Genomic DNA, 21223 nt, shown 5'->3' with positions numbered 1-21223 from the left:
GCGGGGCGACTCATAAATCCCGCTAAAGCGTTCGCCGCCTGACTCCCAGGTCTCGGCAACGCCCGAAGACTGAATCACAGGAGTTTAAATTGGCGAGCGATTTCCTCTTCACCTCGGAATCCGTATCTGAAGGCCACCCGGACAAGGTGGCGGACCAGATCTCCGATGCCATCCTCGACGCGATCCTCGCCCAGGACCCGCGCTCGCGCGTCGCCGCCGAGACGCTGTGCAACACCGGCCTGGTGGTGCTGGCCGGCGAGATCACGACCAACGCCCACGTCGACTACATCCAGGTCGCCCGCGACACGATCAAGCGCATCGGCTACGACAACACCGAATACGGCATCGACTACAAGGGCTGCGCCGTGCTCGTGGCCTACGACAAGCAGAGCAACGACATCGCCCAGGGCGTCGACCAGGCGTCCGACGACCACCTGAACACCGGCGCCGGCGACCAGGGCCTGATGTTCGGCTACGCCTGCGACGAGACGCCCGAGCTGATGCCCGCGCCGATCTACTACGCGCACCGCCTGGTCGAGCGCCAGGCCCAGTTGCGCAAGGATGGCCGCCTGCCCTTCCTGCGCCCGGACGCCAAGAGCCAGGTCACGATGCGCTACGTCGACGGCAAGCCGCACAGCATCGACACCGTGGTGCTGTCCACGCAGCACGCGCCCGAGATGTCGCTGGGCGACAAGATGAAGCCCGAGTTCTACGAGGCGGTCATCGAGGAAATCATCAAGCCGGTGCTGCCCAAGGAGTGGCTGCAGGACACGAAGTACCTGGTCAACCCGACCGGCCGCTTCGTCATCGGCGGTCCGCAGGGCGACTGCGGCCTGACGGGCCGCAAGATCATCGTCGACACCTACGGCGGTGCCTGCCCGCACGGCGGCGGCGCGTTCTCGGGCAAGGACCCGACGAAGGTGGACCGCTCGGCCGCCTACGCGGCCCGTTACGTGGCCAAGAACATCGTGGCCGCGGGCCTGGCCAAGCAGTGCCAGATCCAGGTCGCGTATGCGATCGGCGTGGCCCGGCCGATGAACGTCACCGTCTACACCGAAGGCACCGGCGTCATCCCGGACGACAAGATTGCCGCGCTGGTCAACGAGCATTTCGACCTGCGTCCCAAGGGCATCATCCAGATGCTGGATCTGCTGCGTCCGATCTACGGCAAGACGGCGGCGTATGGCCACTTCGGCCGTGAGGAGCCGGAGTTCTCGTGGGAGCGCACGGATAAGGCGAAAGCGCTGCGCGCGGCGGCGGGGCTGTAAGCCCTCTCCGCTCCCCCGGTCATTTGCCGCACATTCTCCAAACGGCATGACCTCGATCCCCTGATTCAGGGCCGCCTCGCGCGGCCCTGCGCACTTGCGGCCTACCCCTGGCGCGGCAGAATCGGCGCATGCATGCCCCGCCCGTCACGCCGTCCCCGCTGACCATCCTGATCGTCGACGACCAGAGCGCCACGCGCGTGGCGCTGACCGCGGAGCTGGACCGCGCCGGCCACCGCGTGCTGGAGGCCGACAGCGCCGAATGGGCGCTGGAGCTGTTCCGCCGCTACCGGCCCGATGTCGTGCTGCTCGACGTCGAGATGCCCGGTCACGACGGCTACTGGACCGCTCGCGAGATGCGTGCCGCCGAGCCTGGCGGCTGGACGCCGATCATCTTCCTGTCGCAGTTCAACCAGGACGAGGATGTCTGGAAGGGCATCGAGTCCGGCGGCGACGACTACCTGGTCAAGCCGGTCTCCGCGATGATCCTGCACGCCAAGCTGCGCGCGATGCAGCGCCTGGCGCAGATGCGGGCGCGGCTGGTGCAGATGTCCGAGGAGCTGCGCGCCGCCAACGCGCAGCTCGAGGAGCTCTCCAGCGTGGACGCGCTGACGGGCTTGATGAACCGCCGCGCGCTCGATGCGCGGCTGCAGCAGGAGCTGGACCGCGCGCGCCGCGAAGGCAAGCCGCTGACGCTGATGCTGTGCGACGTCGACTACTTCAAGCGCTACAACGACGCCGCCGGCCACGTGGCCGGCGACGCGTGCCTGCGCCGCGTCGGCCAGTTGCTCAAGGAGACCTGCCGCCGGCCCAGCGATTGCGCCGGGCGCTACGGCGGCGAGGAATTCGCGCTGATCCTGCCCAACACGCCGCGCTCCGGCGCGATGACCTACGCCCGCGCGCTGATGCGCACGATGGAACTGGCGGCGATCCCCCACCCGGACTCGCCCATCGGCGGCACGCTGACGCTCTCGGGCGGCATCACCACCTGCCTGCCGGACGAGAGCACCAGCGCCGAGGGCCTGATCATTCGCGCCGACGACGCGCTCTACAACGCGAAGTCCACCGGCCGCAACCGCTTCTTCAGCTACGAGATGCAGATGGACACGCAGGAGCAGCGCCGGCAGGCCGCGCCGTCATCGACGCCGCCGTCCGCGCTACCGCCCCCAGCCTCCCCCACTTGAGGCATGGCCGGCACGCCCGGCATGCGAACCGTCCCCGCATAATCGGCTCCGGCACGCCTTGCTGCCGCCCGTCGATGCTGCCCGGCCATGGATCCCTCCGCCTCGCTGCCGCCGCTGCGCATCCTGGTCGTGGACGATCAGGCGAGCACGCGCGGCTTCCTGTGCCGGCAGTTGCAGGCCATCGGTCATCACACGCTGGAGGCCGATGGCGGCGACAGCGCGCTGACGCGCTTCGTCGGCGAGCGACCGGACCTGGTGCTGCTCGACGTCGAGATGCCCGGCCACGACGGCTACTGGGTCGCGAGTCAGATGCGCGCGCATGAACGCGGCGGGTGGACGCCGATCATCTTCCTGTCCAGCCGCGACCGCGACCAGGATCTCTGGCAAGGCATCGAGTCCGGCGGCGACGACTACCTGGTCAAGCCCGTCTCCAACACCGTGCTGCAGGCCAAGCTGCGCGCGATGCAGCGGCTGCGGCGCATGCAGGCGCGGCTCCAGGAGGTGTCGGATGAGCTGCGCCACAGCAACGAGCGGCTCGAGAAGCTCTCCGGCGAGGACGCGCTGACGCGCCTGATGAACCGGCGCGCCTTCGATGCCCGGCTGGCGCAGGAGATCGCCTGCGCGCGGCGCGACCAGCAGCCGCTGACGTTGGTGCTGTGCGACATCGACCACTTCAAGCGCTACAACGACAGCTACGGCCACCTGGCCGGCGATGCCTGCCTGCAGCGCGTCGCGCAGCTGCTGCAGCAGACCTGCCGGCGCCCGCGCGATTGCGCCGCCCGCTATGGCGGCGAGGAGTTCGCGCTGATCCTGCCCGGCACGCCGCGCTCCGGCGCGATGACCTTCGCGCGGGCGGTGATGCGCACGCTGCGCAACTGCAACATGCGCCATCCCGATTCGGTCGAGTCCTACGTCACGCTGTCGGGCGGCATCACGACCTGCGTGCCCGACGCCGAGACCTCGGTCGAGGGGCTGCTGCGGCGCTCCGATGACGCGCTCTACACGGCGAAGTCGCGGGGCCGCAACCGCTTCTTCAGCTTCGAGATGCAGATGGACACCGTCGAGCAGGCGCCCAGCGGCTTCGCGCCGCTGTGAAGGGATTGCCTGCTGACACATCCGGGAGGAATCGGCGTTACCGTTGCCGCCTTTCGACCCTCGCCCGTCTTCCATGCCCGTGATCGATCACGACGCGCTGCGGCGCCATGCCATCGCCCGCACCTTCTTCAAGCCGACCACGCTGCTGCGCGCGATCCAGCGCCTGGGCTTCGTGCAGGCCGATCCGATCCGCGCGCCGGCGCGCGCGCAGGACCTGATCCTGATGCACCGGGTGAAGGACTACCGCGCCGGCCAGCTCGAGGCCCGCTACGCGCGTCTGGCGATCGAGGAAGACTGCCTCGTCAACTACGGCTTCCTGGCGCGCGAGACGCTGGCGCTGCTGCATCCGCGCGTCGCGCGCCGCGCCTGGGACGACGCGATGAACGCGCGCGCCGCCGAGGTGCTGGACTTCATCCGCGCGCGCGGCCGCACCCATCCGCAGGACGTGCTCAAGGCCTTCAGCCACGGCCGCGTCGAGGGCTACTGGGGCGGCGAGCTCAACGCCAGCACGCATCTGCTCGACGGCATGCACTACCGCGGCCTGCTGCGCGTGGCGCGGCGCGACGCCGGCACGCGGGTCTACGAGGCGATCGAGCACGCGCCGCAGGACGACAGCCCGGACGCCCGCCGCGAGCGCGCCGGCGCACTGCTCGACATGATCGTGGCGCTCTATGCGCCGCTGCCCTCGCCGAGCCTGGGCTACCTGACCTCACTGCTGGGCTACGGCGCCCCGCACCTCAAGACCGAGGCCCGCGAGGTGCTCAAGCACGCGAAGTCGCGCTGGGCGCACGCCAAGGTCGATGGCGAGGTCTGGTACTGGCCCGCCGACGAGAACCCCGCCTCGCGCGCCCATCGGCCCGAGCCGGACCGGCTGCGCTTCCTCGCGCCCTTCGATCCGCTGGTCTGGGACCGCCGCCGTTTCGAGCGGCTGTGGGGCTGGGCCTACCGCTTCGAGGCCTACACCCCCGCCGCGAAGCGGACCATGGGGCACTACGCGCTGCCGATGCTCTGGGGCGAGCAGGTGATCGGCTGGGCCAACCTGAAGGTCGAGGGCGGGACGCTGGTCCCGGACCTCGGCTTCATCGGCAAGCGGCCGCGCGACGCGGCCTTCCGCGCCGCGCTGGACCAGGCCTGCGCGGACATGGCGGCGTTCCTCGGCCTCGCCGGCTGAGCCTCAGGCGTTCACCAGCGCCATCGATACCTCGGGATAGCGCGCGCCGGCAACCGGATGCGCGTCGATCAGATCGCGCAGTTCCTCGCGCAGCACGTCGTTGAGACGGATGCGCGCGGCCATCGCGTTCTCCTCCAGCCGTGCGATCGAGCGCGTGCCCGGGATCGGCATGATGTCCGGACCGCGGTCCAGCAGCCAGGCGAGCGCCAGTTGCGCCGGCGTCAGACCATGATCGCGGGCCAGCGCGACGATCGCATCGGCCAGCGCCAGGTTCTGCGCCATCGAGTCGCCCTGGAAGCGCGGATTGACGCGGCGCCAGTCATTCGCGGCCAGTTGATCGGCGCTGCGGATCGCGCCGGTCAGGAAGCCGCGCCCCAGCGGGCTGTACGGCACCAGCGCGATGCCCAGTTCGCGGCAGGTGGGCAGCACCTCGGCCTCGACGTCTCGCGTCCAGAGCGAGTACTCCGACTGCACCGCCGCGATCGGATGCACGCGATGGGCGCGGCGGATGGTCGCGGCCGAGGCCTCCGACAGCCCGAGATGGCGCACCTTGCCGGCGCGCACCAGCTCGGCCATGGCGCCGACGGTCTCCTCGATCGGCACCGCGGGGTCGACGCGGTGCAGGTAGTACAGGTCGATGTGGTTGACGCCGAGGCGGCGCAGGCTGGCGTCGCAGGACGCGTGGACGTGCGAGGGCTTGCCGTTGACGCCGGCCGACAGCCCGTCGGCGTTGCGGACGATGCCGAACTTGGTCGCCAGCACGACCTCGCGCCGGCGGTTGGCCAGCAGGCCCGACAGCAGGCGCTCGTTGGCGCCGTTGCCGTAGATGTCGGAGGTGTCGAGGAAATTCATCCCGAGGTCCAGCGCCCGGTGCAGGACGGCCATCGAGGTGGCCTCGTCGGCGGGACCGTAGAAATCGGACATCCCCATGCACCCGAGTCCGAGCGCGGAGACCTCCGGCCCGTGGGCGCCAAGGCGGCGGCGGGGCAGTTGCGGCAGGTTGTTGAGCGGTTCCCTGGACATGATGGTCATGGCGCGACTCCTTGATGGCGAGGTGGGCGCGGCGTCGACATGAGCGCCGCGATGTCCATCACTTTAGGAATCCGCCCCCCTGCGGGACCAGCGCAAAGCTCGCCCGTCCTTGCCCAATCCTCCGGAACCCCGTCTCGCGCCCGCGCGGGCACTGGCGACGCGCGCGTCGCACTTGCACAATCCGCCGCATGGTCGCTCCCACTCCCATTTCCCTCGCCGACGGCTTCCCCGACGCGCTGCAGGCGCTGCGCGCGCAGATGGTGGATCTGACGCTGCGTCACATCGACGCCGACGGCTCGCGCCCCACCGCGATCCCCTGCCTCCAGCTGATCAAGGCCAGCTGCACCGCGCCGCGCACCGCGCCGGCGCTGTACGAACCGGGCGTGGTCATCGTGCTGCAGGGGCGCAAGAAGGTGGAGCTGGGCGCCGAGACGCTGTTCTACGACCCGCTGCATTTCCTGCTGGTGTCGATGACGATGCTGCCCCGGGGCCAGGTCATCGACGCCACGCTGGACAAGCCCTACCTGTGCGTGCGCGTGAGCTGCGACACGCCGACGCTGGCCGAGCTGATGCTCGAGGTCGGCCCGGCGAGCAGCGACGCCGCGCCCGCGGCGCAATCAGGCCTGAACGTGGCGCCGGTGTCGGAGTCGCTGCTCGGCGCGACGCTGCGGCTGATGCAGCTGCTGGACAGCCCGCAGGACCAGCGCGTGCTGGGCCCGCTGCTGCAGCGCGAGATCTTCTACCGCGTGCTGACCGGCCCGCTCGGGCCGCGCCTGCGCGCGCTGGCGCAGCAGGACAGCGCGACGCGCCGCCTGTCCCGCGCGATCGATGAGCTGAACCGCCGCTTCCACGAGGCCATCAGCATCGAGGAACTGGCCGAGGTCGCGCACATGAGCGCCTCGACACTGCACCAGCGCTTCAAGCAGCTGACCAGCATGTCGCCGATGCAGTACCAGAAGCAGCTGCGGCTGCAGCACGCGCGCCGGCTGATGCTGGGCAGCGGGCTGGATGCGGCGGCCGCGGCGCACCAGGTCGGCTACGAGAGCGCCTCGCAGTTCAGCCGCGAATATCGGCGGCTCTTCGGCACGCCGCCGCGGGCCGACATCGAGCAGCTGTTGCGCGCCGGATGAAGCCCGCGATGAACGGCTCCGACACCGCCAGCGTGACGCCTGCCGCGATGCCCGCCGCGGCGCTTGCCGATACCGCGCCATTGAGCGCGATGCTGGCGCGCCATGCGCCGCGCGAGGGCGTCTGGCCCACGGCCCTGCCGCGGGTCTGGGCGATCCGGCTGGACGGCCCGGGCGGCGAGCTCGCGCATGCGGTGCAACCCGCGGCGCTGTGCGTGATCGCCCAGGGCGCCAAGGAAGTGCGGCTCGGCGACGAGCGCTACGTCTACGACGCCGCCCGCTTCATGGTGTTCACGACCGACCTGCCGGTCAGCGGCCGCGTGATCGAGGCCTCGCCCGAGCGGCCCTACCTGTGCCTGCGCCTGGACTTCGACGCGGAGGAGGTCGCGGAGCTCGTCGCGCGCAGCGGACCGCCCAGGGCGCCCGCCCCCGCGGCCGATGACGGCGCCGAGGACACGTCGCGCGGCCTGTTCGTGAGCGCCGTCACCCCGGACATGCTGGACGCCGCGGGCCGGCTGATGCGTCTGCTCGACCACCCGGAGGACCACGCCGCGCTCGCGCCGCTGGCGATGCGGGAGCTGGTCTATCGCGTGCTGCGCAGCGAGCAGGGCGAACGCCTGGCGCAGGTCGCGCGCGCCGACAGCCAGACGCAACGCGTGCAGCGCGCGATCCGCTGGCTCAAGGCGCATTACGCGAAGCCGCTGCGCATCGAGGCGCTGGCGAAGGAGGCGCACATGAGCGCGTCCTCGCTGCACCACCACTTCCGCGCGCTGACCTCGATGAGCCCGCTGCAGTACCAGAAGCAGCTGCGCCTTCAGGAAGCGCGCCGGCTGCTGATCGCCGAAGGCCTGGAGGTGGCGCGCGCTGGTCATGCCGTCGGCTACGAAAGCCCGTCCCAGTTCAGCCGCGAATACAGCCGGCTCTATGGCGCGCCGCCGTCGCGCGACGCGGCCAGGCGCCGGGACGGGCCGCCCTCGCGGCTGAGCGCCTGACGCGGCGCCCGGCGCCCCCGGCGCGATGGCGCCGCTACTTGCTGAAGCACCCGCCCGCCAGCATGGGCGCGCCCTTCAGCCGATCGTCGGTCGGATTCAGTTCGGCGACGCGGTTCTCGTAGACGCGGGTGCACTTGCTCCCTTGGCGAACGATCTTCGAGCCGGAACCGCTCGTCGACGTGCTCGTGACGATGGGCAGAGTGCCTGCGGCATCGGCGATCGCGGACTCGATGGTGCGCCGCTCGCTGTGTGAGCGCGGATCGTTGCGGACCTGATCGGCCATGCGCAGGCGTGGATCGGCGGCGCCGCCGCCCTTGGGCAGCGCGAGGTTGAGCCTGGAGCGGCCGTCGCCGGGCGGTGCCGAGGCGGCCGGAGCCGGCACGGCGGGCGCCGCGACGGTCTGGATCGCGGAGGTCGGCGGCGTGGCGGTCACCTGGACCTCCGGCACCGCCACGACGATGGGGGCCGGAACGCGCGGCCGTTCGGGGCGAGGGTCCAGACGCGCGGCCGGCGCGGGCTGGCGCTCGGCGGCCAGCGGCAGCAGCCGCACCTCGGTCAGCCGGGGCGGCTCGCGGCGCCCCGGGTGGCGCCATCCATGGTCCATCCATAGCACCGACACCGCGACGCCCTGCACCAGCAGCGCCGCCGCCACGCCCAGCCATCGCCGCCCGCGCGCCGGGCCCTTCCATTGCGCCGCGGTCATGCCGGCGCGCTGCCTCGATCCATCGCGCCCTCCCCGGCCGACGTGTTCCGGGGCGCGATCCTAGCGGCACGCCAAGCCATTGCCGCAGGTCAGCGCCCGGCGGCTTCACGCGCGCTTCATGAAGCACGGCCGCTGTCGCGGCGCTCCAGATTGCTTCGCCGTGAAGGACGTTGGCCCCTTCGCGCCCCTGGAAACCGCGGGGGATGCGCGGAATCGGCGCTTGCGCTACACTCCTCAGCTTGGATTCGCACAAGACCACCCTCTTCAGGTCTTTCTCTGCAGCCCCTCCTGGCTCTCTCACGGGCCCTTCTGCGAGCGGCTCGCATCTGCATCAGCCCCCGGTTCGTGCGCTTGAGCGTTTCTGGCTTCGGTCCGTGCGCGCGTCTTCGGCGCGCGTGACAGCCGGGGCAACTTTCCGTGCCTGTTCCGCCGCCGTGTCAACGGACCGGAACGGTGTACGTTCCCAAACCGCGCCAAGACGGTTGCTTATTGCGATTGCCTGTCAAGGCGCACACCTCATGAAAACTATGCGTAACAAAAGCATTGAGGTGGGGCGATTCCTTGTCTCACCAATGTCCAAACCCCATGCCGACGGCGGTTTCGCCGCGGCGGTCTCGATCAGGTCGGGACGCGGCATGGCAAGCATTGATCGCGTCATGCGATTCGTGCCGGCCTTCGAGACCCGCCGCGCCGCGTTGCGCTACGCGGAGAACGAAGGCACGGCCTGGGCGCGCAGCCACTGAGCGGCGCACCATCGATCCCGAGGCGAAGGCCTGCGTCCCGACGCGACCGCCGCCCTTTTCATCTTCAAGATAGGAGCATCCCGCATGGCCAAGGAAGAACTGATTGAAATGCAGGGCGTCGTCAACGAAATCCTCCCGGACTCGCGCTTTCGCGTGACCCTGGAGAACGGCCACCAGGTCATCGCCTACACGGGCGGAAAGATGCGCAAGCATCACATCCGCATCCTGGCCGGCGATGCGGTGTCCCTCGAGATGTCGCCCTATGACCTGACCAAGGGCCGGATCACCTTCCGTCACCTGGCGCGCTCGAACCACTCGGGCCCGCCGCCGGTCCGCCGCTGAATCCCGCCGCCGCCTTGGGGGATCCGTCTCCCGCGGCGGCGTCTGAATTCATGACCACCGCCGCGCCCGCCGCCGAAGCCGACGACCCGATGCCCGTGCCGCCTGAGCAGCCGGACATCGACGCCTGCTGCGGCAACGGCTGCGATCCGTGCATCTTCGACCTGCACGATCTGGCGATGGACGATTTCCGGCAACGGCTGCGCGCCTGGAAAGCCCGTCACCCCGAGGCGCCCTGACCGGCGCCTCCTCCCCACCCCGAAGGGCCGCCTCGCGCGGCCCTTTCCTTTTGGGGAAGTCTCCCCGTCCCATCGCCCAGGCCGGATTGCGTTTCGTGACCTTTCAGGGACATTCCGGGGATTCAGAACAGGCGCCGGAAGGCCGACATTCCTGACAGGCGCCGCGCTTGCCGTGCCGGCGCAGGCTCCTCGTGCGGAGGTCTGAATGTTCATGCCCGGCCAGTCCCGTGTCCCCGCCTCGCGCTCCGACGCGCAGGCCAACCTGCGCTTCGCGCTCGCCCGCTTGAGCGCCGATTGGCGCCACCTGGACCTGCTGCCGCTGGAGGTGCTGCTGCGCCATCTGCTGATGGCGGAGCACCGCTGCATGCCGCACCCGAGCGTGCTGCGCGAGCGTCCCACCAACCGCTGGCTGCTGCCGCGGCTGCGGCGCCGGCGGCTCGAGGTGGCGGAGCGCCTGATCGCGCTCGGCGGCCGGGTCAGCCATGCGGCGCTGGCGCGCGTGCTGCCACGCGGCCATGACTGGCCTGGGATCTCCGCCCTGGTCGGCCGCCACGCCTGGGATCCGGTCGAAGGGCGGCAGCCACGCAGCCGCCGGCCGGCGATCGACGGGCCGGTGATCGGCGAGCCGCCCTATTCCCGTGCCGCGAGCAGCGCGCCCGCCACCTCGGCGAAGCCCGCGCCGCGCTCGGCCGCCGTCACGTAGAGCGGCGGGTGATCCAGCATCGGCAGGAAGCGCGCGATGTTGGCCACCCCCACCGACAGGGGCACCCGCTCGAACATCAGTTGATCGTTGGTCGAGTCGCCGACATAGACCCACTCCCGCGGATCGAAATCCCTTCCCGTCAGCCGCTTCACCGCCCAATGGGCGGCGCTCCATTTGCTGTGATCGCCGATCCAGCCGTTGACGTGGATGGAACTCACCGTCGCCACCAGTCCGTGCGCGCGCATCCGGTCGCAGACGGCGGCGATGGCCTCGTCATCCAGCGAAGCGAATTCGCCGTGGTCGATGGCGATGTCGGTGAGCCGCCCCGCGCTGTCCCGCGCCCGCGTGGCGCCGGGCACCGCGGCGGCGATCTCGTCCGCGCAGGCCTGCAAGCGCGCGAAGTTCGCGGCGCGCGTCGCGTCATCTTGTGCGAACTCGGTGGCCAGCGTCTCCCCCACTCGATGGAGCAACACCCCCCCGTTTTCCGCGACGATCCCCCGCACGGGCCATTCCATCGCGAAGGACTCGCTCCAGCCGGCGGGACGTCCGGTGATCGCGATCACCGGCACGCCGGCCGCGTGCAGGCGCGCCAGCGCCTCGAGCGCCGCTGGCGCGATCACAGCCCCCGCCGCCCCGCCGGTCAGCGTGTCATCAATGTCGGTCAGCACGCCGCGCACGCCGTGCCAGGCCTCGCGGGGACAGTCGATCAGGGGCTTCATCGCTCGCATGGGCCGGGATTGTGCGTCTACAATCGCGCCCTGTTCCGAGGAGCGTTGCGACCTCCCACCCCATCGAGGCCAGGCTCGGAACCGCCGCGCGGCGACATGCCCGCGGCCATGGCAACCGCGCTCACCCGTCGACCCCTTCCTGGGCCGGGTGAGGACCGAGCGGCAAGCGCCCCTCTTCTCTCTCCGGCTTTCCAGATCGCTGGCGTCGACGGTTCATCCTCGCAGGAGTCCGCATGAACGCCCAACTGAAGCCGCTGGCCCAAGACCAGTACCTGATCAAAGACCTGTCGCTGGCCGACTGGGGCCGCAAGGAAATCAAGATCGCCGAGAGCGAGATGCCCGCGCTGATGGCCATCCGTCAGGAATACGCCGCGGCCCAGCCGCTCAAGGGCGCGCGCATCACCGGCTCTCTGCACATGACGATCCAGACCGCCGTGCTGGTCGAGACGCTGCAGGCGCTGGGCGCCGAGGTCCGCTGGGCCTCGTGCAACATTTTCTCGACGCAGGACCACGCCGCCGCCGCGCTGGTGGCCGCCGGCACCCCCGTCTTCGCCTACAAGGGGGAGACGCTGGAAGACTACTGGGACTACACCCACCGCATCTTCGAGTTCGGCGCCAAGGGCACGCCGGGCGAAGGCCCCAACATGATCCTGGACGACGGTGGCGACGCGACGCTGCTGATGCACCTGGGCCAGAAGGCCGAGAAGGACCTCTCGGTCCTGGCCAACCCGGGCAGCGAGGAAGAGCGCATCCTGTTCGCCGCGATCAGGAAGAAGATCGCCGAAGACTCGACCTGGTACACCCGCAAGAGCGCCGAGATCATTGGCGTCACAGAAGAGACCACCACGGGCGTGCACCGCCTGAAGGAGATGTCGGACAAGGGCACGCTGCTGTTCCGCGCGATCAACGTCAACGACTCGGTCACCAAGAGCAAGTTCGACAACCTGTACGGCTGCCGCGAGTCGCTGGTGGACGGCATCAAGCGCGCCACCGACGTGATGATCGCCGGCAAGATCGCGGTGATCGCCGGCTACGGCGACGTGGGCAAGGGCTCGGCGCAGGCGATGCGCGCGCTGTCGGCCCAGGTCTGGGTCACCGAGATCGATCCGATCTGCGCCCTGCAGGCCGCGATGGAGGGCTTCCGCGTCGTGACGATGGAATACGCCGCCGACAAGGCCGACATCTTCGTGACCACGACCGGCAACAAGAACGTGATCCGCCACGAGCACATGGCCGCGATGAAGCACAACGCGATCGTGTGCAACATCGGCCACTTCGACAACGAGATCGACGTCGCTTCGCTTGAGAAGTACGAGTGGGAGGAGATCAAGCCGCAGGTGGACCACGTGATCTTCCCGGACGGCAAGCGCATCATCCTGCTGGCCAAGGGCCGCCTCGTGAACCTGGGCTGCGGCACGGGCCATCCGAGCTACGTGATGTCCTCGAGCTTCGCCAACCAGACGATCGCTCAGATCGAGCTGTTCGCGCACAAGGACGCTTATGCGGTCGGCAAGGTCTACGTGCTGCCCAAGCATCTGGACGAGCACGTCGCCCGCCTGCAGCTCAAGACGCTGAATGCGCAGTTGTCGGAGCTGACCGACGAACAGGCCGCCTACATCGGCGTGTCCAAGTCCGGCCCGTACAAGCCCGACACCTACCGCTACTGATCCGCGCGAGCCTCTGCACCGATGAGAGCCGATCAGCTCCTCGTCTCGTCCGGCCTGGCGCCGACGCGATCGGCCGCGCAGCGGTTGATCGAGCGCGGCGCCGTGCAATGGGACTCGCCCAAGGGCTGGGTCCCGTTGAAGAAGGCCGGCGAGGCGCTGCCCGAGCAGGCGCGGCTGCGCGTCACCGACGACGCGGAACTGCGCTATGTCTCGCGCGGCGGATTGAAGCTGGAAGGCGCGCTGCGCCTGGCCGGCATCGATCCGGCGGGGCGGGTCGCGCTCGATGTCGGCCAGAGCACCGGCGGCTTCACCGACTGCCTGCTCAAGGCCGGCGCGGCGCGCGTGGTCGGCATCGACGTCGGCCATGGCCAGCTGCACGCGTCGCTCCAGGACGACGAGCGCGTCGATGCGCTCGAGGGCACGCATGTGCGCGAGCTCGGCGCCTCACGGTTGCTCGAACTGGCGCCGCTGGACGGCTTCGCGCTGATCGTCGGCGACCTCAGCTTCATCTCGATGATCGGCGCGCTGCCGCAGCTTGATCCCTGGCTCGCCGCGGACGGGCAGGCGCTGCTGCTGGTCAAGCCGCAGTTCGAGCTCGGCCCGCAAGCCATCGGCAAGGGCGGCCTGGTCAAGGACCCGTCGCTCTATCCGGTGCTCGAGCAGCAGGCGCGCGACGCGGCGGCGGCGCTCGGCTGGTCGGTGCACGGCTGGTTCGACAGCCCGATCACCGGCGGCGACGGCAACCGCGAATTCTTCCTGTGGGCCCGCAAGGCGAGCGCCTGAGCGCCGGCCCGCATTCCCTTCCGATCCCCGGATCCTCCGATTCCATCGACCTTCCAGGACCCCACGCCATGACGACGCCGGTCAGCATCGAATTCTTCCCGCCCAACACGCCGGTCGGCACCGAGAAGCTGAAGACCGTCGTGCAGGAGCTGCGCGCGGTGAATCCGCAGTACTTCAGCGTCACCTACGGCGCGGGCGGATCGACGCGCGAGAAGACGCTCTCGACCGTCGCCGACATCGCCGCGCAGGGCTTCGACGCCGCGCCGCACCTGTCCTGCGTCGGCTCGACGCGCGAGAACATCGCCGAGATCCTGGCCACCTACCGCGCGCAGCACATCCGCCGCGTCGTCGCGCTGCGCGGCGACCTGCCCAGCGGCACGGCCACGGCGGGCGAGTTCCGCTACGCCTCCGAACTCGTGCACTTCATCCGCGAGACGCAGGGCGAGGACTGGGACATCGAGGTCGCGGCCTATCCCGAATACCACCCGCAGCAGCGCTACGCGGCGCGCGACCTGCAGTTCTTCGCCGACAAGGTGCGCGCCGGCGCCAGCGGCGCGATCACGCAGTTCTTCTACAACCCCGATGCCTACTTCCATTTCGTCGACGCCACGCGCGCGATGGGCGTGGACGTGCCGATCGTGCCGGGCATCATGCCGATCAACAACTACGCGCGCATCGCGCAGTTCGCGCAGCGCGACGGCATCGAGATCCCGCGCTGGGTCGCGCTGAAGATGGAGGGCTACATGGACGACGCCGCCTCGGTGCGCGCCTTCGGCCTGGACGTCGTCGCGCAGCTGTGCGAACGCCTCATCGCCGGCGGGGTGCCGGGGCTGCACTTCTACACGCTCAATCAGAGCGCGCTGACGCTGGAGTTGTGCAAGCGCCTCGGCCTCGCGGCCAAAGCTTGACAACGAGCAAGCGCTCTTCGATATCTCCGGGAACTTCCCCAGTTCCCTGCCGTTCCTTGTGAAGGGTCAAGGTTCGCCCCTGGAGGCGGGCGTTCAATCCCGGGTCATTCATTGACCCCATGGAGTGAACGCATGTCCCGCCCCCCCGTCCTGTCCCCTTCGATCGCGCTCGCCGCGCTGGCCACGCTGATGACGGCCGCGCTGCCGGCCCAGGCCCAGAGCAGCCCATGGCTGTACCGCGCCCGCGCCGTCAACATCGACCCGGCGGACAAGGGCCACACCCGCCCCGACCTGGGCCTCTCGCTGAGCCGCAAGACGATCCCGGAACTCGACTTCAGCTACTTCTTCACGCCGAACCTGGCGGCCGAACTGATCCTGACGGTGCCGCAGCGGCACACGCTCTACTCGAAGGGCTCGCGCATCGGATCGGTGAAGCACCTGCCGCCGACGCTGACGCTGCAGTACCACTTCAATCCGGAAGGCAGCTTCCGTCCCTACGTCGGCGCGGGCCTGAACTACACCTTCTTCTCCGGCGCGCGTTTCGAGCCCGCGGTCCAGTCCCTTCAGCCGAGCATCGAAAAGCACAGCCTCGGCTTCGCCGCGCAGGCGGGCTTCGACGTGGCGCTGAACAAGCAGTGGTCCCTGAACGTCGACGTCAAGAAGCTGCAGATGAACACCGACATCCGGCTGGCCGGCTCGACCATCGGCAAGTTCAAGATCGATCCGCTGCTGATCGGCGTGGGCCTCGGCTACCGCTTCTGACATCGCTTCTGACATCGCTTCCGGCCGCGCGGGCGCGTCGACTCGCCAGCCCGGCAAGGAAAGCCGAAGGGCCGCGCAAGGCGGCCCTTCTTCATGTGGCGTCCCGCGCGTGGCGGGATCGTCCGTCGAGGATCAGTCCTCGTTCTTGAACACCAGCTTGACCTCGTGGGTCTCCTTCTGGCCGCTGGGTTCGAACTTCCAGTCCATCAGCGCGCGGGTCACCGCCTTGTCGAAGACCTTGCGCGGCTCGGCTTCCAGGATCTCGACGCCGGAGACCTTGCCATCCGGCTCAATGTTCATCTTGGCGCGGACCGAGCCCTGCGAGATCGACTGGCGGGCGGCCTCGGCCGGGAATTCCGGCGGCACCTTCTTGACGATCTTGGGCGTGGCGTGGGCGCCGGCGGCCAGGGTCAGCGCCGCGGCCAGGCCCAGCAGGGTGCGGGAAACGGTGTGGGTCAGGGTCTTGCTCATCTTGGGACCTCGTACGTCTTGGGTGAGGAAAGCGGGGTTTCCGGTAGGAAGGGGATGCGGGATCGCGCTCAGGTCGCGGCGCGCGCGGTGCTGAAGAAGCCCACCGCCTGCACCAGCCGCGAACTGCTGTCACGCAGCGAGTCGGTCGAGCGGGTCAGCTCGTCGACCAGCGTGGTGTTCTGCTGCGTGGCGCGGTCCAGCTCGTTCATCGCGTTGTTCACGACGCCGACGCCCGCCGCCTGCTCCTGGGCCGAGTGCGAGATCTCCTCGATCAACTGACCCATGTTGTTGACCTCGTCGACCACCGAGCGGATGGTCGCGCCGGCGTTGTTGACCAGGGCGGTGCCGTTCTCGACCTTGACGGACGATTCCTGGATCAGCACCTTGATTTCCTTGGCGGCCTGCGCCGAGCGCGAGGCCAGCGCGCGCACTTCCGACGCCACCACCGCGAAGCCCTTGCCGTGCTCGCCGGCGCGGGCGGCTTCGACAGCCGCGTTCAGCGCCAGGATGTTGGTCTGGAAGGCGATGCCGTCGATGACACCGATGATGTCGCCGATCTTGCGCGAGCTGGCGCTGATCTCTTCCATCGTCGCGACGACCTGGCTCACCACCGTGCCGCCGGCCGAGGCCGACTGGCGCGCCTTGGTCGCGATGCTGGCGGCCTTGCGGGTCAGTTCGCTGGCGCCGTTCAGGTTGGAGGCGATCTGCTCGACCGACGCAGCGGTGTTCTGCAGGCTCTCGGCGGAACGCGCGGTGCGGTCCGACAGGTCCACGTTGCTGCCCGCGATCTCGTTGGAGTTCTGCGCCACTTCGCCGGCCGCGGCGCTCACGCTGGCGACGACGCCGGACAGCGCGGTCTGCATGTCGCGCATCGCGTGCAGCATCTGGGCCAGTTCATCGGAGCCCTGCACCTCGATGTGCTGCGACAGGTCGCCGGCGCTGATCGCCTGCGCCGCGTCCTTGGCCTTGCGGGCCGGCACGATGATGGAGCGGCCGATCGTCAGGCCGCCGACACCGCCGATGAGCACCGCCACCACCACCAGCGCGGCCGTGATCAGGATGGACTGGTTGGCGAGCTTGGCGCCGCCTTCGGCCAGGTCGCGGCCATTGGCGAACTGCAGCTCGACCAGGCTCTTGAGCGCGTCCTGATAGTCCTTCTGCGCGGGACGCACGTCCTTGATCAGGGCCTCGCGGGCTTCGTCCGGGCTGCCGTCCTGCTGCACCTTCAGGAACTTGGACACCGAGTCCACGAACTTGGCCTGGAAGTCGCGCACCTTCGCCGCGACCTCTTTGTCCTTGGCGTCGGAGACCTTGCCTTCGAGCTCGGTGAGCTGCTTCTGGCCGTCTTCCAGCGCCTGGGCGATGTCGGCCTTCTGGCGCTTGATCGCGTTGGCGGTGTCCAGCAGCAGCAGGTCGCGCGAGGCGCGGGCGATGACGTTGACATCGCTCTCCAGCGCGTTGGCCAGCGCGATCTTCACCAGGCTGGAATTGGCCGTCGTGCTCAGGTCATGGGACAGCCGGCTGGCGTTGTGGGCGCCGAAAGCGCCGATCACGATCAGCAGCAGGATCAGCAGCGCGTAGCTCAGCGTCAAGCGCTGGCCGATACGCAGGCGGGACAGAAACGACATCGATTCCCTCGCAACGGATGAGTTATTGAATGGGCGGACCGCAAGACATCCGCCGGCGCTCGTGACGCTGGCGGCGCGGACCGGCCATTGGCTTCGGCGCGATCATCGTTGGACTTGATTCGGGTCATCCATGCCGGTTTTCGGGGGCCCGTGAATTCTGACGCGGCACTTGCAACTGAATGCAAACGGGCCTTCAACCTGTCTTCAACCTCCTTGGTGGAAGCCCTAATGCGATGCACGGCGCGGTTTCATGAAAGCTGCCCACTCGTTCGCGAAGTGGGAGGCAAGGCCCGGTACCCGCGTGGTAACCACGCGCGAGACGGCGCACCGAGGGTCAGGGCTTGCCAGGCTGGCCGGGCACGGAGGGATCGGTCGCCTCCTCGGCCACTTCGACGCGATTGCGGCCGCCCTGCTTCGCACGGTACATCGCCGCATCGGCGCGCCGCAGCGAGTCCTCGATGCCGGCGTCGTCGGCGCGCAGCACCGTGACGCCGATGCTGACGGTGTACGAGATCGTCGGCTCGTCGCCCACTTTCAGGTCCTTGGCATCGATGACCACCGGCGCCCGCGCGATGCGCTCACGCAGACGCTCGGCGAAGCGGCGCGCGCCCGGCAGATCGGTGTGGGCGAGCCCGACGACGAACTCCTCGCCACCGAAGCGTCCGGGCAGGTCCACATCCCGGGAGCTCGCCTTCAGCACCTGCGCCAGCGCGCGGATCACGGCGTCGCCCGCGGCATGCCCGTAGCGGTCGTTGACCGACTTGAACCGGTCGATGTCCAGCATCAGCAGCGCCGACGGCGTTCGGTAGCGGCGCGCGGTGCGCAGCAGGCCGCGGAGTCCCTCCTCCGTCGCCATGCGGTTGGCCAGTCCGGTGAGACCGTCGGTGCGCGAGCGCTGTTCGAGCTCCGCGTTCAACTTGGCCAACTGTGTCACCAGCGCCTCGGTCGAACGCAGCCAGCGCGACAGCGCCTGGTAACCGAACTGCGCGACGAAGAGCACGATCAGCGTGAAAACCCAGAAGAACACCCAGGCGGTGCTGAGCATCGCGCGCGAGGCCTCTTCCAGGCGCGGCCAGTCATGACTGCCGAGCGCCGCGCGCAGCTGCAGCGATCCCAGGCCCAGGCTGATCAGCCCGTAGCCCAGCACGGCGAGCACGATCGCGAACAGCAGCCCCAGGCCCATGGCGCGGCGGCCGCTGGGCGGCGGCGTGAACAGCGCAGGCCGGCGCAGGATCCAGCGCGACAGCCGCGGCCAGGTGAGCGCCATCAGCGGCCCGCCGAGCAGCACGCTCTGCAGGAAGGCGCCCAGCCACCAGCCCTGCCAGATCGGCAGTTGGCGATCGGCCGGGAGGTCATGGCTGAAGTTCCAGATCAGGGCGCCGGCCGAGCTGAACACCGCGGCCACGAAGCACAGCGGCACGAAGAACAGCCAGGCGCGCAGGCTGCGCAGTCCGCGCGGAGCGCCGACGGCGCGGTAGCCCAGCGCCAGCACGCCCAGGCCGAGCGGATTGGCGCAGGCGAAGACCGCGGCCCAGCCCGGCGCCAGGCCGGCGTCCACGGCCAGCACGAAGGTGGCGAGCCAGGCCGGCACCGCGCCCCAGCGCCAGCCCAGGCTCAGCGCCCACCACAGGCACAGCGGGATCGGCGGATAGAAGGTGAGGAAGACGGTGGTGCCGCCCAGGTCCACCGGCACGCCGGACCACGCCCGCCGCACGGCGAGCACGCCCAGCACGACGCAGGCGGCGATCGTCGCCAGCCAGCCGCCGAGGATCCAGCGGCGCTCCACCGCCCGGCCCTCGCGCCACAGCGCCCGGACCGACAGGCTGCCCGGGGTCTCGGGCACCAGGTCGGCGGGGCGCTGCAGCGGGTTCATGGCTGGCCCTGTGCTCCAGGAGCGGACGGCGCGGGCCCGGCGCCGGGTCTGGCCCGGGCGCCGAAGATGGCCGAGCCGACCCGCACCATCGTGGCGCCCTCGAGGATGGCGGCGTCCATGTCGGCGCTCATGCCCATGCTGAGCGTGTCCAGGCCCAGCCCCAGGTCCGCGTTCAGCGCGGCCAGCAGCCCGGCCAGCGCGCGGTGCGGGCGGCGTTGCTCGTCCAGCGTCGCGGCCGGCTCGGGGATCGCCATCAGGCCGCGCAGCCGCACCCGGGGGAGCGCGGCGACGGCTCGGGCGACGTCGGCCACCTCGGCCGGCGCCAGCCCGCTCTTGCTGTGCTCGCCGCTGATGTTGACCTGCAGGCACAGGTTCAGCAGCGGCAGTCCGTGCGGGCGCTGGTCCGACAGCCGCTGCGCGATCTTGAGCCGGTCGACGCTGTGGACCCAGTCGAAGCGCTCGGCCACGACCCGGGTCTTGTTGCTCTGCAGCGGGCCGATCAGGTGCCACTCGACGCGCGCGCGCAGGTCAGCCAGCGCGTCGATCTTGTCGACGCCCTCCTGCACGTAGTTCTCACCGAAGCGGTGCTCGCCCGCCGCGAATGCTTCTCTCACATCCGAGGCCGGGAAAGTCTTTGTTACCACCAGCAGCGTGACGCTGTCCACAGGCCGCGACGCCTGCTGGCAAGCCCGCTCAATGCGGCCATGGAGCTGTTGTATGTTCTCGGAGATCGTCGCCATAATCGCCAACGCTTTTTTTCATCCCATGGACATCACCCAACTGCTGGCATTCTCGGTCAAGAACAAGGCCTCCGACCTCCACTTGTCCGCTGGGCTCCCGCCCATGATCCGCGTCCATGGCGACGTGCGCCGCATCAACGTCGAGGCGCTCGAGCATCGCCAGGTGCACGACATGGTGTACGACATCATGAGCGACGCCCAGCGCAAGATGTATGAGGAGACGCTGGAATGCGACTTCTCGTTCGAGATCCAGGGCCTGGCGCGCTTCCGCGTCAACGCGTTCAACCAGAACCGCGGCGCCGGCGCCGTCTTCCGGACCATTCCGAGCAAGATCCTGACGCTGGAGCAGCTCAACTGCCCCAAGGTCTTCACCGAGCTGGCGATGAAGCCGCGCGGCATCGTGCTGGTCACCGGCCCGACGGGCTCGGGCAAGTCGACGACGCTGGCCGCGATGGTCAACCACCTCAACGAGAACGAGTACGGCCACATCCTGACCGTCGAGGACCCGATCGAATTCGTCCACGAGTCCAAGAAGTGCCTGGTCAACCAGCGTGAGGTGGGCCCGCACACGATGAGCTTCGCCAACGCGCTGCGCTCGGCGCTGCGGGAAGACCCGGACTGCATCCTGGTGGGCGAAATGCGCGACCTGGAAACCATCCGCCTGGCGCTGACCGCAGCGGAGACGGGCCACCTGGTCTTCGGCACGCTGCACACCTCGTCCGCCGCCAAGACGGTGGACCGGATCGTCGACGTGTTCCCGGCGGCGGAGAAGGACATGGTCCGCGCGATGCTGTCGGAATCGCTGCAGGCGGTGATCTCGCAGACGCTGTGCAAGACCAAGGACGGCAGCGGCCGGGTGGCGGCGCACGAGATCATGCTGGGCACCTCGGCGATCCGGAACCTGATCCGCGAGAACAAGATCGCGCAGATGTATTCGTCGATCCAGACGGGTAACAACCTGGGCATGCAGACGCTGGACCAGAACCTGACCGAGCTGGTGCGCCGCAACGTGATCTCGCCGGCCGAGGCCCGCGGCAAGGCCAAGATGCCGGAGAACTTCCCCGGTTGAC

The 21223-nt window shown here is 69.5% G+C and carries 21 protein-coding genes and 1 riboswitch; of the genes, 14 read left to right on the top strand and 7 right to left on the bottom strand.

Annotated elements, in window-relative coordinates:
* Positions 1-89: 89 nt before the first annotated feature.
* The 4 genes from metK (at position 90) to ABDW61_RS22920 (ending at position 4715) form a co-directional block, all read left to right on the top strand.
* Complete coding sequence (metK, locus tag ABDW61_RS22935) at positions 90-1268, top strand: methionine adenosyltransferase (protein ID WP_343642068.1); 1179 nt, start codon at positions 90-92, stop codon at positions 1266-1268.
* A 128-nt stretch (positions 1269-1396) separates the two neighbouring features.
* Positions 1397-2449: a diguanylate cyclase gene (locus ABDW61_RS22930; protein WP_343642066.1), complete on the top strand. Its 1053-nt coding sequence runs from the start codon at positions 1397-1399 to the stop codon at positions 2447-2449.
* 87 nt (positions 2450-2536) lie between these two features.
* A complete protein-coding gene (locus tag ABDW61_RS22925; protein WP_343642065.1) occupies positions 2537-3544 on the top strand; it encodes a diguanylate cyclase in 1008 nt (335 codons plus the stop codon).
* Positions 3545-3617: 73 nt separating this feature from the next.
* Positions 3618-4715: a crosslink repair DNA glycosylase YcaQ family protein gene (locus ABDW61_RS22920; RefSeq protein WP_343642063.1), complete on the top strand. Its 1098-nt coding sequence runs from the start codon at positions 3618-3620 to the stop codon at positions 4713-4715.
* Between the two features lie 3 nt (positions 4716-4718).
* On the opposite strand, the gene ABDW61_RS22915 is transcribed toward ABDW61_RS22920, so the two are convergent.
* Positions 4719-5747 carry an aldo/keto reductase gene (locus tag ABDW61_RS22915; RefSeq protein ID WP_343642062.1) on the bottom strand — a complete coding sequence of 343 codons (1029 nt, stop codon included), beginning with the start codon at positions 5745-5747 and terminating at the stop codon, positions 4719-4721.
* A 188-nt stretch (positions 5748-5935) separates the two neighbouring features.
* Here ABDW61_RS22915 and ABDW61_RS22910 point away from each other — a divergent pair, with 188 nt between their 5' ends.
* The gene (locus ABDW61_RS22910) at positions 5936-6877 is read left to right on the top strand and encodes an AraC family transcriptional regulator (protein ID WP_343642060.1); all 942 of its coding nucleotides are present in this window, start codon (positions 5936-5938) and stop codon (positions 6875-6877) included.
* Positions 6878-6885: 8 nt separating this feature from the next.
* Positions 6886-7866: an AraC family transcriptional regulator gene (locus tag ABDW61_RS22905; protein WP_343642058.1), complete on the top strand. Its 981-nt coding sequence runs from the start codon at positions 6886-6888 to the stop codon at positions 7864-7866.
* Between the two features lie 34 nt (positions 7867-7900).
* Here ABDW61_RS22905 and ABDW61_RS22900 read toward each other — a convergent pair whose 3' ends face one another.
* The gene (locus ABDW61_RS22900) at positions 7901-8569 is read right to left on the bottom strand and encodes a hypothetical protein (RefSeq protein WP_343642057.1); all 669 of its coding nucleotides are present in this window, start codon (positions 8567-8569) and stop codon (positions 7901-7903) included.
* A gap of 827 nt (positions 8570-9396) precedes the next feature.
* On the opposite strand from ABDW61_RS22900, the gene infA reads away from it, so the two are divergent.
* The 3 genes from infA to ABDW61_RS22885 all read left to right on the top strand — a co-directional run bounded on the left by infA (position 9397) and on the right by ABDW61_RS22885 (position 10593).
* Complete coding sequence (infA, locus tag ABDW61_RS22895) at positions 9397-9654, top strand: translation initiation factor IF-1 (protein ID WP_343642056.1); 258 nt, start codon at positions 9397-9399, stop codon at positions 9652-9654.
* 50 nt (positions 9655-9704) lie between these two features.
* Complete coding sequence (locus ABDW61_RS22890; protein WP_343642054.1) at positions 9705-9890, top strand: oxidoreductase-like domain-containing protein; 186 nt, start codon at positions 9705-9707, stop codon at positions 9888-9890.
* A gap of 205 nt (positions 9891-10095) precedes the next feature.
* Positions 10096-10593, top strand: coding sequence for a hypothetical protein (locus ABDW61_RS22885; protein WP_343642052.1), 498 nt, complete (start codon positions 10096-10098; stop codon positions 10591-10593).
* Here the strand turns inward: ABDW61_RS22885 and ABDW61_RS22880 are convergent.
* Positions 10521-11312: an HAD-IIB family hydrolase gene (locus tag ABDW61_RS22880; RefSeq protein WP_343642050.1), complete on the bottom strand. Its 792-nt coding sequence runs from the start codon at positions 11310-11312 to the stop codon at positions 10521-10523. The two genes, ABDW61_RS22885 and ABDW61_RS22880, sit on opposite strands and share 73 nt — an antisense overlap.
* 40 nt (positions 11313-11352) lie before the next feature.
* A riboswitch (S-adenosyl-L-homocysteine riboswitch) is annotated at positions 11353-11451 on the top strand.
* A 103-nt stretch (positions 11452-11554) separates the two neighbouring features.
* On the opposite strand from ABDW61_RS22880, the gene ahcY reads away from it, so the two are divergent.
* The 4 genes from ahcY to ABDW61_RS22860 all read left to right on the top strand — a co-directional run bounded on the left by ahcY (position 11555) and on the right by ABDW61_RS22860 (position 15441).
* Entirely contained in the window at positions 11555-12988 is a 1434-nt protein-coding gene (ahcY, locus tag ABDW61_RS22875) for an adenosylhomocysteinase (protein ID WP_343642048.1), read from the top strand.
* A 21-nt stretch (positions 12989-13009) separates the two neighbouring features.
* The gene (locus ABDW61_RS22870) at positions 13010-13771 is read left to right on the top strand and encodes a TlyA family RNA methyltransferase (RefSeq protein ID WP_343642046.1); all 762 of its coding nucleotides are present in this window, start codon (positions 13010-13012) and stop codon (positions 13769-13771) included.
* A 68-nt stretch (positions 13772-13839) separates the two neighbouring features.
* A complete protein-coding gene (metF, locus tag ABDW61_RS22865) occupies positions 13840-14679 on the top strand; it encodes a methylenetetrahydrofolate reductase [NAD(P)H] (protein WP_343642045.1) in 840 nt (279 codons plus the stop codon).
* 132 nt (positions 14680-14811) lie between these two features.
* On the top strand, positions 14812-15441 hold the full coding sequence (locus ABDW61_RS22860; protein WP_343642044.1) for an OmpW family outer membrane protein: 630 nt from the start codon (positions 14812-14814) through the stop codon (positions 15439-15441).
* Positions 15442-15573: 132 nt separating this feature from the next.
* On the opposite strand, the gene ABDW61_RS22855 is transcribed toward ABDW61_RS22860, so the two are convergent.
* From ABDW61_RS22855 to ABDW61_RS22840, 4 genes are all read right to left on the bottom strand, one after another.
* Positions 15574-15912, bottom strand: a complete 339-nt coding sequence (locus ABDW61_RS22855; protein WP_343642042.1) for an energy transducer TonB — start codon at positions 15910-15912, stop codon at positions 15574-15576.
* Positions 15913-15980: 68 nt separating this feature from the next.
* A complete protein-coding gene (locus tag ABDW61_RS22850) occupies positions 15981-17540 on the bottom strand; it encodes a methyl-accepting chemotaxis protein (RefSeq protein ID WP_343642041.1) in 1560 nt (519 codons plus the stop codon).
* Positions 17541-17874: 334 nt separating this feature from the next.
* Complete coding sequence (locus ABDW61_RS22845) at positions 17875-19413, bottom strand: diguanylate cyclase (RefSeq protein WP_343642039.1); 1539 nt, start codon at positions 19411-19413, stop codon at positions 17875-17877.
* Positions 19410-20153, bottom strand: coding sequence for a YggS family pyridoxal phosphate-dependent enzyme (locus tag ABDW61_RS22840; protein ID WP_343642037.1), 744 nt, complete (start codon positions 20151-20153; stop codon positions 19410-19412). Before ABDW61_RS22840 ends, ABDW61_RS22845 begins: the two co-directional genes overlap by 4 nt.
* A 25-nt stretch (positions 20154-20178) precedes the next feature.
* On the opposite strand from ABDW61_RS22840, the gene ABDW61_RS22835 reads away from it, so the two are divergent.
* Complete coding sequence (locus ABDW61_RS22835; RefSeq protein WP_343642036.1) at positions 20179-21222, top strand: type IV pilus twitching motility protein PilT; 1044 nt, start codon at positions 20179-20181, stop codon at positions 21220-21222.
* Position 21223 lies beyond the last annotated feature (1 nt).

The sequence above is a fragment of the Roseateles sp. genome (genome assembly GCF_039595595.1).
Lineage (GTDB): Bacteria > Pseudomonadota > Gammaproteobacteria > Burkholderiales > Burkholderiaceae_C > Roseateles.
This window is presented reverse-complemented; position numbering and strand designations above follow the sequence as displayed.

What these genes read in the sequence shown, in the direction of transcription:
- ABDW61_RS22930 (WP_343642066.1), top strand. Translation starts at nt 1,397, where the DNA reads ATGCATGCCCCGCCCGTCACGCCGTCCCCGCTGACCATCCTGATCGTC.
- ABDW61_RS22925 (WP_343642065.1), top strand. Translation starts at nt 2,537, where the DNA reads ATGGATCCCTCCGCCTCGCTGCCGCCGCTGCGCATCCTGGTCGTGGAC.
- ABDW61_RS22920 (WP_343642063.1), top strand. Translation starts at nt 3,618, where the DNA reads ATGCCCGTGATCGATCACGACGCGCTGCGGCGCCATGCCATCGCCCGC.
- ABDW61_RS22915 (WP_343642062.1), bottom strand. Translation starts at nt 5,747, where the DNA reads ATGACCATCATGTCCAGGGAACCGCTCAACAACCTGCCGCAACTGCCC.
- ABDW61_RS22910 (WP_343642060.1), top strand. Translation starts at nt 5,936, where the DNA reads ATGGTCGCTCCCACTCCCATTTCCCTCGCCGACGGCTTCCCCGACGCG.
- ABDW61_RS22905 (WP_343642058.1), top strand. Translation starts at nt 6,886, where the DNA reads ATGAACGGCTCCGACACCGCCAGCGTGACGCCTGCCGCGATGCCCGCC.
- ABDW61_RS22900 (WP_343642057.1), bottom strand. Translation starts at nt 8,569, where the DNA reads ATGACCGCGGCGCAATGGAAGGGCCCGGCGCGCGGGCGGCGATGGCTG.
- infA (WP_343642056.1), top strand. Translation starts at nt 9,397, where the DNA reads ATGGCCAAGGAAGAACTGATTGAAATGCAGGGCGTCGTCAACGAAATC.
- ABDW61_RS22890 (WP_343642054.1), top strand. Translation starts at nt 9,705, where the DNA reads ATGACCACCGCCGCGCCCGCCGCCGAAGCCGACGACCCGATGCCCGTG.
- ABDW61_RS22885 (WP_343642052.1), top strand. Translation starts at nt 10,096, where the DNA reads ATGTTCATGCCCGGCCAGTCCCGTGTCCCCGCCTCGCGCTCCGACGCG.
- ABDW61_RS22880 (WP_343642050.1), bottom strand. Translation starts at nt 11,312, where the DNA reads ATGAAGCCCCTGATCGACTGTCCCCGCGAGGCCTGGCACGGCGTGCGC.
- ahcY (WP_343642048.1), top strand. Translation starts at nt 11,555, where the DNA reads ATGAACGCCCAACTGAAGCCGCTGGCCCAAGACCAGTACCTGATCAAA.
- ABDW61_RS22870 (WP_343642046.1), top strand. Translation starts at nt 13,010, where the DNA reads ATGAGAGCCGATCAGCTCCTCGTCTCGTCCGGCCTGGCGCCGACGCGA.
- metF (WP_343642045.1), top strand. Translation starts at nt 13,840, where the DNA reads ATGACGACGCCGGTCAGCATCGAATTCTTCCCGCCCAACACGCCGGTC.
- ABDW61_RS22860 (WP_343642044.1), top strand. Translation starts at nt 14,812, where the DNA reads ATGTCCCGCCCCCCCGTCCTGTCCCCTTCGATCGCGCTCGCCGCGCTG.
- ABDW61_RS22855 (WP_343642042.1), bottom strand. Translation starts at nt 15,912, where the DNA reads ATGAGCAAGACCCTGACCCACACCGTTTCCCGCACCCTGCTGGGCCTG.
- ABDW61_RS22850 (WP_343642041.1), bottom strand. Translation starts at nt 17,540, where the DNA reads ATGTCGTTTCTGTCCCGCCTGCGTATCGGCCAGCGCTTGACGCTGAGC.
- ABDW61_RS22845 (WP_343642039.1), bottom strand. Translation starts at nt 19,413, where the DNA reads ATGAACCCGCTGCAGCGCCCCGCCGACCTGGTGCCCGAGACCCCGGGC.
- ABDW61_RS22840 (WP_343642037.1), bottom strand. Translation starts at nt 20,153, where the DNA reads ATGGCGACGATCTCCGAGAACATACAACAGCTCCATGGCCGCATTGAG.
- ABDW61_RS22835 (WP_343642036.1), top strand. Translation starts at nt 20,179, where the DNA reads ATGGACATCACCCAACTGCTGGCATTCTCGGTCAAGAACAAGGCCTCC.